Annotated in this window: 11 protein-coding genes; 3 read left to right on the top strand and 8 right to left on the bottom strand. The window is 59.8% G+C overall.

Annotated elements, in window-relative coordinates; genetic code table 11:
- Positions 1 to 486 precede the first annotated feature (486 nt).
- On the top strand, positions 487 to 609 hold the full coding sequence (locus tag VL197_12695; GenBank protein ID HUJ18838.1) for a hypothetical protein: 123 nt from the start codon (positions 487 to 489) through the stop codon (positions 607 to 609).
- A 495-nt stretch (positions 610 to 1104) separates the two neighbouring features.
- Here VL197_12695 and VL197_12690 read toward each other — a convergent pair whose 3' ends face one another.
- The 5 genes from VL197_12690 to VL197_12670 all read right to left on the bottom strand — a co-directional run bounded on the left by VL197_12690 (position 1105) and on the right by VL197_12670 (position 5329).
- Complete coding sequence (locus VL197_12690) at positions 1105 to 1401, bottom strand: hypothetical protein (protein HUJ18837.1); 297 nt, start codon at positions 1399 to 1401, stop codon at positions 1105 to 1107.
- Between the two features lie 95 nt (positions 1402 to 1496).
- On the bottom strand, positions 1497 to 2006 hold the full coding sequence (locus tag VL197_12685) for a glutaredoxin domain-containing protein (GenBank protein HUJ18836.1): 510 nt from the start codon (positions 2004 to 2006) through the stop codon (positions 1497 to 1499).
- Between the two features lie 21 nt (positions 2007 to 2027).
- The gene (locus tag VL197_12680; protein ID HUJ18835.1) at positions 2028 to 2681 is read right to left on the bottom strand and encodes an N-glycosylase/DNA lyase; all 654 of its coding nucleotides are present in this window, start codon (positions 2679 to 2681) and stop codon (positions 2028 to 2030) included.
- Positions 2656 to 3027, bottom strand: a complete 372-nt coding sequence (locus VL197_12675; protein ID HUJ18834.1) for a rhodanese-like domain-containing protein — start codon at positions 3025 to 3027, stop codon at positions 2656 to 2658. Before VL197_12675 ends, VL197_12680 begins: the two co-directional genes overlap by 26 nt.
- A 115-nt stretch (positions 3028 to 3142) precedes the next feature.
- The gene (locus tag VL197_12670) at positions 3143 to 5329 is read right to left on the bottom strand and encodes an ATP-binding protein (GenBank protein ID HUJ18833.1); all 2187 of its coding nucleotides are present in this window, start codon (positions 5327 to 5329) and stop codon (positions 3143 to 3145) included.
- A gap of 188 nt (positions 5330 to 5517) precedes the next feature.
- Between VL197_12670 and VL197_12665 the strand changes: the two genes are divergently transcribed.
- Positions 5518 to 5874 (top strand): hypothetical protein, encoded by a 357-nt coding sequence (locus VL197_12665; protein HUJ18832.1) that lies wholly within the window; start codon positions 5518 to 5520, stop codon positions 5872 to 5874.
- Positions 5871 to 7163: a LysM peptidoglycan-binding domain-containing protein gene (locus VL197_12660; GenBank protein ID HUJ18831.1), complete on the top strand. Its 1293-nt coding sequence runs from the start codon at positions 5871 to 5873 to the stop codon at positions 7161 to 7163. Before VL197_12665 ends, VL197_12660 begins: the two co-directional genes overlap by 4 nt.
- A gap of 117 nt (positions 7164 to 7280) precedes the next feature.
- On the opposite strand, the gene VL197_12655 is transcribed toward VL197_12660, so the two are convergent.
- From VL197_12655 to VL197_12645, 3 genes are all read right to left on the bottom strand, one after another.
- Positions 7281 to 8012, bottom strand: coding sequence for a hypothetical protein (locus VL197_12655; GenBank protein HUJ18830.1), 732 nt, complete (start codon positions 8010 to 8012; stop codon positions 7281 to 7283).
- Positions 8013 to 8069: 57 nt separating this feature from the next.
- Positions 8070 to 9875, bottom strand: coding sequence for a cytochrome c3 family protein (locus VL197_12650; protein ID HUJ18829.1), 1806 nt, complete (start codon positions 9873 to 9875; stop codon positions 8070 to 8072).
- A gap of 129 nt (positions 9876 to 10004) precedes the next feature.
- Positions 10005 to 10532 (bottom strand): DUF4337 domain-containing protein, encoded by a 528-nt coding sequence (locus tag VL197_12645; protein ID HUJ18828.1) that lies wholly within the window; start codon positions 10530 to 10532, stop codon positions 10005 to 10007.
- Positions 10533 to 10570: the final 38 nt, after the last annotated feature.

The following is a 10570-nucleotide window of genomic DNA, read 5'->3' as shown; positions in this document are numbered from 1 at the left end:
CATTTGAAATGGAACGAACGTCTGCCGAAGCCCTGGCTATTTTTGATTCGTCGATCTCCTTGAAGATCAGGGGAACAAGTATACCGGCGAGCACGGCAATGATGCCTGCGACTACGATCACTTCGATGAGCGTGAAACCTTTTTGATTGTGGAGCCTCATACTCCCTCCTGTTTTTCTCTCGTTTCCAGTCACTTACTTAATTTCCTACGGCCGCTGCACTACTCTTATCGTCATATCATGGCGGAACTTTAATATATTATTTAGCGACTGTTTCGTTGCAAGATGCGATTTCAGCGAGCTGCCACGGGTACTGGACTTCTGCAGAGAGTGGGACATCACTAACCGTTGTTGCCGGAGAACGAGATTCCGACTGTCGGTTTCCCCGCGAAGTTCGTCTCCATTTCCGCGATTATCCCAAGGTCATCGACCGATGCGGTCTGCGCGATCACGACCTTGACCCGATACCGCCGGAGAAGCTTGGGGGCATGAGCATCGGGGCGGTGTTGGGCGCGACCAGGGACAGGGCGACAGCCTGCCGTTTGAGCGTATCGAGGATGGTGAGGCAGGAAGAGCTGAGGCTTCAGGGTTCCCGTTATCTGCAGGCCTAGGATCTTGCCGCATGCAATTTCGTCTGCAATTCTGCAGTAATCGGAGACCGGGACGGACGGAGACGGGCCGATGTCCCAGTAAAGCCTGATAGACGACGAGAGCTCTTGCAGGTTTATGATTGCCCGTAGTGGGGCGCGAGTGCCCGTGCGCTGCAGCCGCCCACGCAGTCTCTGTAACTGTTGCAGGAGGCACACTTACCCGTCGGCGTCCTGTTCCGCAGCTTGTCCAGAACCGTCGAATGGTACCAGGCCACTTCAGGTCATCTTTGATGTGATGCTCCCGATCACGATCGGGATGAAACCGCAGGACGTGATATCGCAGTTCGACTTGATGCTGAGCGAAGCTTGCAGCAGACGCTCCCTTCAACGAGAGCGTCCGTCTAGGATGCGTTGATCTTAGATCGCCTCTTGTCAAGAGAACCACAGGAAGGAGCAGTGTCCATTCACACGCCTGATGCCACTGTTCAATGATTGACAATCCCGTCGTGGACTTGGTCATTTCAAGATCAATTTAAAAAAGCGGTTCATGATCGCGCCTGCCGCGGCACCGAGCACTGCGCCGAATCCGGCCAGGAATCCCATCACGACGGTCAGGACCAGCGTAACCGCAAAATAATTCCTCCCGCAGGAGGGCCCGAACATTTTTGTCACGTCCTTTGCTGCTGCATCGCGCCAGGTGCCCTGCAGTTTATCGGAAAAAAACACATCCATGCCGAGGGCGGTCCCGAGCGTGAAGGCAGCTCCGATGATTGCGCCAATGATGACCGCCTTCTTCAGTCCTCTATCGCTCATGGCTCTTCCTTTGCTCCGTGACCCCGCCCCTCACCCTGCGCTGCCGTTCCTGCCGCGGACGACCGCAGGGCGCGGCCCGCTGTATTCCAGCAACCTTATTGTTGGTCTTCGATGGTTTTCAGAATCGCACTAGGATTGTATCCGTTCACCAGAACTCCCCCGATGCGGGAAAGGGGAACGCCGCGTCCTCCGAGCTCCTTATAGGTCCTGTTCGCTGCGCTGTCCTTTTCGATGTCGAACGTCTTATAGCGAATCCCCTTGCTGTCGAGAAATGTCGTTAGCTTCTTGCAGTATCCGCACCACGACGTCATGAAGACTTCGACCGTGCCGTCAAAGGGCTGTTTTCTTCGCTCGGGCCTGTCAGGGGAGATCGGGTCCCGCGGCCATTCGCTCCTGGCCGGACCGGGACGACCGACGATGCTCGCATCAGGAAGGGATGCGGCATTCGTTGCCTGATGCCGGTATTCGGGCGGCACCTGCGAAATGTCATTGACGAAGTGAACCGCGCCATCCCGGTCGGTGTAATGGCACTCTCCGGCAGAAGCACTGATGCCGGCAAGGAACACGGCCAGCGCCGAAGTCACGGCAAGAATTATTTTATTCATTCCGATCCCGCGCATGGCATCCTATTTTAGTATCTCCCCGGTCTTTCGCGACCACAGGAGCAGATCGAGATGGTCCATATCGATCCCGATCTCCGCGGCGAACTGCGCCAACCGCCTCTCGATCGCGAGGTATCTCGCCGGGGACGTAGGGCGCATTCCCCTGCTGATCACGCCCAGTTCGCGGAGACTGTTGACGATATGCTTGTCCAGGATGGCGTAGCCGGGAAAGCCGATGTTCCGGAGAAAGTGGCTCGCTTCCTTGTATCCCAGCCCTTTCACGGATTTGTTCTTCGCAAAAAAATCCCTCCGCGCCTGCGGGCAATCGAACGCTTCTATCAGCCGCGAGAGCTTCATCCCGCAGGCATCCCGGAGATATTCCCTGGTGGCGACTATGTACGAGGGCCTGATCCGCCAGAACCGGACGCGATGGGCCTTCGCGCGCTGCTGCAGCTCCCTTTCACTTCCGGTGAGGAGAATGTCCCTGAGCGCTTCGATGGTGCGCATTCCCATCTTCGCGCTGCTCCCGGCCGTCAGGATGCAGAAGCAGAGCTCCTCGAAGATGGCGCGGTCCCCTTTTTCATAGACGGCCTTGAACTCCGCGAGCCTTGCGGCGATTCGGGGCCGCTTCTTCCGGTAGTCCCCCGTGAGTTCAGCGATGAGCTCTTTTCCAGGCATGGTAGCCGCCTTTCAGGTTCGCGAGGTTCTTATAGCCCATGCCCATCAGGCGCTTGATGGCCCAGATGCTCTGGCTCCCGTTCCGGCAATAGACCACAAGTTCCTTGTCCTTCTTGAGCTTCTTGATCTTGTCGCCGATCTCGGACAGCGGGATGTGGACCGCACCGGGTATGTGCCCCTGTTCGTACTCCTTGTTTGTGCGCACGTCGAGAAGTACCATCCCCTTTTTCTGGTCAAGTTCGCGGGGTGTAACCTGTTTGATCCCCAGCCGGCTGAGAACGCCGAAGAGCTTCACGATCAGGAACAGGGCGAGGACGGAAAGCAGTATTGTTGATGCAGTATCCAATGGTATCCCCTTTCAGGCACGGGTAAGGTTCAGGTCTCGGCATTCGCGGTGACGGCCCCCGGACCGGCTATCCGGCACCGCACCCGGAAAACTCGTCCGGTGAACGAACGGCGGGCTATGCGCTCGGTACTTCTTCTGCCTTGACCGACACCGGCAGCTCGATCACGAACCGCGCTCCCCGGGGAGCGTTCTGTTCTACGCGGATCGATCCGCCGTGGTCCTTGATGATGCGAAGCACGATGGCAAGGCCGAGGCCGCTCTTTTTCTTCTTGCGGGAAAAATCGGGTTGGAACAGCCTCGGAAGGTCCTCCGGCGCTATTCCCGGCCCCTCGTCGGCGACCTCGATCTGCGCCATGGCGCCCTCGGTCATCCGGGACGTGATCCAGATCCTGCCCCTGCCTCCCATGGCCTCGACCGCGTTCTCGAGAAGGTTGATGAATACGCGTTTTATCTGTTCCGCATCGAGAATGACCTCCGGCATGCCGGGGGCCAGGTCCCTGATGACCGTGATGTCCCGGTGCGCAGAGGCGTACAACTGGGCCGCGCTCTCGACCACCGGCACAAGCGGCTGGGGCACCGGGTTGGAGCCCGGCATGCGTGCGAAATCCGCGAACTCGTCAACGAGCTTTCGCAGGCCGTCCGCCTCCTGCACGATCGTCCTGCTGCATTCATCGAATACGGCGTCGAAGTCTGCAGCCCCCTCTGCGTGCTTTTTCCGCAGCCGCTCGGCCGAAAGCTTGATCGGCGTGAGCGGGTTCTTGAACTCATGGGCTATCCTGCGCGCCACATCCTGCCACGTTTCGGCCTTCTTCGCCCGGATAAGTTCCGTCAGGTCGTCGAAGGTGATCACCGATCCCACGGGAGTGCCGGCGCCGTCCCTCAGCGTAGAGACGCGCGTCCGGAGCGTCAGCACGCGGCCACGGACCGTGAGCTCGATCTCGGACTCGGCGCGGCCCCGGCCTTCTTCGAGCTTCCGGAACAGCGCCCTGATCGGATCGAGCTGAATGAACGCGAAGGCGTCGTCATACCGCTTGTTGAGCACATCGGCCTCGTTCGCGGCAAGGATCTCCGAGGCTGCCCGGTTGATGGTCGTGATCCTGCCCGTCCTGTCCATGGACACCACGCCCGTCTCGACGTTCGAGAGGATCGTTTCCTTATAGGATACCTCGTGCTCGAGCTGCTCTCGAGACTGTTTGAGGTCGTGCGTCATCTTGTTGAAAGAATCGATGAGCATGCCAACCTCGTCGCCCGTGGTTTCATCGATGCGGTAGTCGAAGCGGCCTGCGGCGACGGCGGCGGTCCCCTCGGCCAGCTTCCGGATCGGGACGGTGATGCCGGCGGCGACGCGCAGGGCAACCCAGATGGCAGCCAGCAGCAGCGCCAGGGTCACCGTCAGAAAGCCAAGCCGGTAGGACAGCTTGAGCGGCTCTTTGCCTTTGAACGAGGAGCGGTACTGCTCGTACCCGGCCCGGATGCCTTCGGCCTTTGACGCAAGACTCTCGGGAACGTAGATACTGACGGCGACCGCAGCCACGACCTGACGGTCGTCGGGAGTCGCGAACACAGGCACGACGGCACGGACGATCTCCCCTTTCTTGCCGAGGTCCACGACGACGGACGCTTTCTCGGAGGCGAAGGCGCGTGCAGCCAGGTCGAAAGATGTGGCGGCAAAGGCGCGAGAGGGAAACTTCCCGGTCACGACGGAAACGGAGCGCTCCTTCGGCGCAAGGAAGAGCTCGACCGACCCCAGGCCGTACTCGTCCGCCTTCCGCTGCAGGTAGTCCTTGAGGACCGGCGTATCGAACCGGGCCAGGATTCGCTCCTCGGTCATCTGCACGCTGATCTGCGAAGCAAACTGGTTCGCCTCGGACCGCAGCCGGTCGTAATACGACTGCGCCACGGAAACCGAGTCCTGGAGCGAATTCTCGATCTTGAGGCTGAAGAGCCGCTCGATGCTCTTCGTGAACATCCCGCTCCCGATGATAAAGAGCAGCACCGGCGGAATGAATGACAGGCTCACGAAGGCCGCAACCAGCTTCGTCCTGAACCGGGCGCCGAGCACCCCGCGCCGGCGTTCGATCGAGAGCTTCCACAGGCTCCGGGCGGTCATGAAGATAACGGTTACGAGAAGCAGAAAATTGGCGTTGATCAGGATGATGATCAGGATGTTGTCGGACAGCGGCCCTTCGAACCCGCGGTACTTGATCTGCAGGACGATGGCGAGCGCCGTCAGGATCACAAAGCCAAGAAGATACAGCAGGCTCCTGATCCCCGACGGCCCCTCTTTTTGCTCGGTCATCATGGCATCGGCAGAATACCAAAAAGACCCTTTAAAAGCAAGGTTTCTCTCGGAATTCTCTTGACAACCAAGACGCATCTCGGCTATCTTAAAGCAGCCATGCGAGCCAGGCATCACCTCCCGCGGGCAGGTGTGGCGGCAGGACGCGGAAGGGAACGAACCGCACCATTCATAAGGGGGGCCCGTCTTCGATGAAATACTGCGCCGGCATCCTGGCCGTACTCTCGCTGCTCCTCATCATGGCTTGTGCGCCCAAGCAGCCGCCGAAACCAGACCCGCTCACCGAAGAAGTCGCCATCCTCCAGAAACAGCTCCTCGAACTTCAGAGCCTCCAAAACGAGACCCGGGCCAGGCTCGAAGAATCGAATGCGGCGGTCAGCTCCCTGGCCGCAAGGCTGCAGGCCATGGAAGAACGCCAGGCGGCAAAGAATGCGCTCCAGCCCGCCGTCGATTCCAAACCCACCACCACGTCTCCCGGGAAAAAGGCTCCCGCGGCTAAGAAAAAGACCCCGAAGAAAACCAAACAGAAACCAAGGAGGCAGGAATGACCAGCAGTCCCTTCGCCCTCATCCGCCGGGCCCTCATAGTGCTTATCGTCGCACTCATGCCCGCCCTGGCGTTCTCGCAGGATCAGGCCCAGCCGGGTTCAGCACCCTCTCCGGAACAGAAGCAGATAGGAGTTGAGAGACCTGCGGCGGGCGAAGAGCTAACCTCAAAGCCCTCTGATACGGCCGCGCCGAAGCAGGAAGCTGGAGCCGTTGTGATTCCGGCGCAGGCGGGAAAGACGGAGGCGCCGCAGGAAACAACGACGACACCTGGCGCGGGGGAGAAGGCTTACACGATAAAGCGGGGGGACACGCTGTGGGACATCTCGAACACCTTCTTGAAAGACCCCTACCTGTGGCCCTTCCTCTGGAAGGCCAACCCGTCCATCCAGAACGCCGATCTGATCTATCCCGGGAACACGCTGACGATACCGGGCATCGCCCCCATCGAGCGGGCGATGCAGTCACCGTCTGCTGCCGTCCAGGAGCAGCTCGGGGAACAGCCCGCACCGGCCGCGCCCTCCCCTGCGGAAACGCCAGCCGTCGTGAAACCAAGCCAGGCCAAAGCCGCAGAGCAAGCACCCGCGGAGGAAGCGCAGATGTCCCGCCTGGTCCTTCCCGAGGAAGAGCAGTTGCCCCTCGTCGACAAGTATTCGATGCTGAACGCGGGTTTCGTGAACCAGGAGGAAGACCGGGGGAGGATCGTCGGATCAGAAGAGGGAAAGACCATTTATGGCTATGACGATCTCGTGTTGATCAGCATCGCATCGAAAGAGCCTGCCGCGGTGGGCGACAGGTTCCTGATCTTCAGGCCACTCGAGCAGGTGAAACACCCGGTCACGGGCAGGAAATTCGGCCGGCTGATCAAGGTCCTCGGCATACTCCAGGTAGTGTCAAAGGAAAAGGGAGAGTTCTATACGGGCCGGATCACCCTTTCCTTTGATTACGCGGATAAGGGCAGCAGGCTGACCCCCTATCAAGAACCGGTGCTGCTCTATGAGAGAACGGCACCGGCAAAAACGAAGGACCTGTCGGGGTACATTCTTGAAGTCGTGGACGGCCGCACCATCAGCGCGGAGACCGATATCGTATACCTCGACAAGGGAAGCGCAGACGGTGTTGAGCCGGGAGACCGGTTCCTCGTCTATTCGCGGCCCCTCCAGAAAAACTTTCCCCGGAGCGTGATCGGGGAAGCGCTGGTCTTCCTCGTCAAGGAACATACAGCGACGGCCGTGGTCCGGAAGAGCACCGACGTCATGGTCAAGGGCGATCCGGTGGAGTTCAAGAAGTAAACGTCGCCGCCTCTTCGCCGGGCATGGCCTGCGGGCCTGGCGGAGCATGCCCGAGCCTCATGTTCTGACGGTCTTCCCCGATTCTTCCCGTACACCCATCCTTAAAAAACTTCTTATCTACTTCACGGCCGGCGATGCCGACGGGTCAAAGGGGTTCGTGCGCAGGGCCAGCGAGAACAGGTAAGGGTACTCGTTCTTGAGATGTTTCAGGTAGGCAAGCCATTCGACGATCAGTATCGCGTAAGCCCTCGTCATGTCTCCGGCGAGATGTTCGCCGTCGGCCCGGAACAGGTGCGAGAGGTCTTTCCGGGCTTCCAATTCCTCGGTCAGGTGAAAGACAGCCCAGAGCAGGTCCGTAAAAGTTTCATGCTCCAGCAGGTTCTGGTTCTCCAGCAGGCGCAGCATGAAATCCCGTTTTGAGGCCAAGAATGCCTTGAGTTCATTCAGATCGCTCCGTGCGTGGTCCAGCCGGATATCCAGCCGGGAGGCTTCCTGTGCCGCCTGGGAAAACCGCTGGTCCGTCCAGTCCCTGGTCACGATCATGTTCTGCCTCACCTGCTCATCCTGGTGATCGAACCCGGCGAGCGATCTCAACAGCCGGTTCCCGACCTCGCTGAAGAACGTCCCGATCACCATGTTAAGCTTGTTCAGCATGGCCGTCTTTTCCCTGATCCGCAGGACCTGGTCCACAATGACCGTCACGAGCAGAACCTGGATCGGCACGAAGGCAAGGTCCTGGAACAGGTAAAAAAAAGTGTCCCGCGCGGAATGAAAGAGCCGGATCTGGATGACATAGAGCGATGCGGACAGGACAATCAGCCCCAGCCCCATCAGGATCTGAATTCGCAAGTGTTTCAACGGGAGCTCCTGTTCCGCGCGTGATTGCCTGCCGTGACGGCAGGCCTGCTAATGTTCGAAGATGCCCGCCCGGTAGTCCTGCTCGAGCTTCCGGTACAGGTTCTTTTCCCTGATAGGCGGCAGACTGAAGTCGCCCTTCACGCCCCACTTGGTCAAGAGGGGCGCGAGCCCTGAAGGAGGAGGTCCCCCGCCGGGCCCCTTGAAATCCGCGACTCGCAGCCCTTTTCCATCGGCAATGATCGAATAGGAACCATCCCTGACGTCCCGGTAGGAGCCGCCGCTGAAGCCGGTCGTCACCTTCTGCGTCGTGGAGGCGTGGCAGCTCCCGCACGGCCGGGACCGGCCCGTCGCGTGCGCTACGCGGTCGACGTTCAACCAGACCATCGTATCGCGGTCCTTGCTGTCCATGTTCCTCACCAGCCCGGTGACGGCAAAGGAGTCATTCGACGGATAGCGGCGTTCGACGGCCGCATCTGGCCGGTTCCGGAAGACCAGTCCCTTCGAAAGCTTCACCTCCCCCGCCTTCACATTCCCCGAAGTGTGCGGCACCACATGGACCGGGATCCAGATGCCGCTGGGATTCCTGACAAGGATCGGCGGCATGGCATCCGTGTAGTAGTCCTGAATTCTCATGACCGGATTTTCCTTCCCGTGATCGCTTCCCAGGGTCCAGAAATTAAAGGCATACCCTCCGATAAGCGTCGTGTGGCATGCGGCGCAGTCCACTTTGCGGTGAATACCCGTGGCATGGTTCGCTACAGTCTTCGGATGACAGTTGACGCATCCGCCCTGCCGCTTCAGGTCGGCATGGAAGGTGGTCCCGGCATTCTGTTCATGACAGTCTATGCAGGCAACGCCCTTCCTGACATGGATGTCGGGCATATCCTTCAGCGCCCGCTTCCCCTGCTCGCTCGCCTGCGTGAATTCACCCCGCAGGTATCCGTCGCCCCGCCGCCGCTCCATTGGCCCGGCATGACAGCTGAACGAACGTCCGCCGCCGTAGCAGGCCAGCGCATCCGGCTTCCTGACGAATGAGTGCTGCCCCTTCCGGGGATTTGACGCATCCTTTTTCTGCGGGCCGAAATGGCAGTCAAGACAGCCGACGTGGCACTGGTTGCAGTTCCGCTGCACGGCATAGGCCGTATCTGCCGCGAGAGAAGCCGTGGCATGACGCCGGTAGATTTTCACATTCTCCGGCGTGAAGCCGGCCTGGTCCGGCCTGGTCAGTTTCCCGAGCCAGAGCCCGCAGCTCTGGGGACCCGCTGCCGACGTCCAGAAAACGTACTGGCTCTGCGTGTGGGCCCGGCTTCCCCCGCCCATGGCGGTCCGGAGAAATCCCCTGACCTGTTCGGGATGACATTTACCACAGGTCTTTTCGGCAATGACGGGATTGAATGCCAGGGTATCGGGGTTCTTGTCGTGGTACAGAATGGCCGGGTAATCGCTGTTGTCCCGGGTCCCGCTGTCGGCAATCCCCATGGGGGCGAGTGTAGTCGCCCTGCTCGCGCCGCGCGGCTCCGGGAATCTCCCGTCCTTGCCGTCAAAACCGCTCATACCGGCTCCCGTTGTCGTGTCTCCCTTCATGCTGAAGACTCGCATGGTGAGCAGCCCCTGGTGCGCCCGAACTTTGTCCTTCGCCTGCGGATCTCCGAGATGGCAATCGGAGCACGCCGCCGTCATCAACGTCTGGATCCTGACCTCGGCCGCCGTGACCGTGAACTGCGGATACCCGGCGTCTTTCATCCTGCCCGCGTTCGCATGACAGTCCGTGCAGCCGTCGGCCGCAGCGAGGGGGCCTGTCAGGGACAGCACCATACCGATCAGCAGTGACAGGGTCAGCAGTATTCTCTTCATGATCCCCCGGTTCGTGTCGATAACTGTCACATTATAGCAAAAGACACCCGGAAACAATACCGGTCCGTAAAAAAAGAAAGGCAGCCTTCGACCGCTGCCTTGGATCGCCCTGCCTGTGTCACGAAAGCTTTACGGCATGAACAGGAAGAAACCGTTGAAGAAATAGACCAGCCCAAGGCTGCCCGCTGCTAGGCCAAGGAACCAGAAGTATTTCTGCTTCATGAGGGCAGCGATGGAGGAGAGCAGAATGGCGATCTGGAGGAACATGGCAGCCAGTCCGAAGGCTCCGGAATGCTTCTGGGCATCGTTCCGCTGCTTCTCGAGGTCCTCGGCCTTCTTCTTGATCTCCTCCTTATCACTCTTGTACCGATCGATCTCCGACCCGTAGAACTCGATCTTGTTCCTGTACTCGCCGGCCGCGCCGCGGATGCCCGCCTTGAGCTCCAGCGCCAGCTTGTCCCTCTGCAGCTCATACAGATAGCCCTTGATGCTCTTTGCCTGGTAATAGGACCACTGGTCCGAGGCCTGTGCCTGGGACAATACGGCCTTCGACCCGTATCCGCCGCCCTTGAGCGTCGAGAGCGTTGCGCACACGGCAAAGACCACCGTCGTGAGAGCGAGATAGCTGAGCCATGGTTCTTTCTTGTCGTCCGCCATGAAAACCCTCCTGGAGCAAAATGGAATTTTTCGCGGCC

Source organism: Nitrospirota bacterium (assembly GCA_035516965.1).
In the GTDB taxonomy this organism is placed as follows: domain Bacteria; phylum Nitrospirota; class UBA9217; order UBA9217; family UBA9217; genus MHEA01.
Note: the sequence above shows the minus strand (reverse complement) of the source record. Positions and strands in the feature narration are given on the sequence as shown.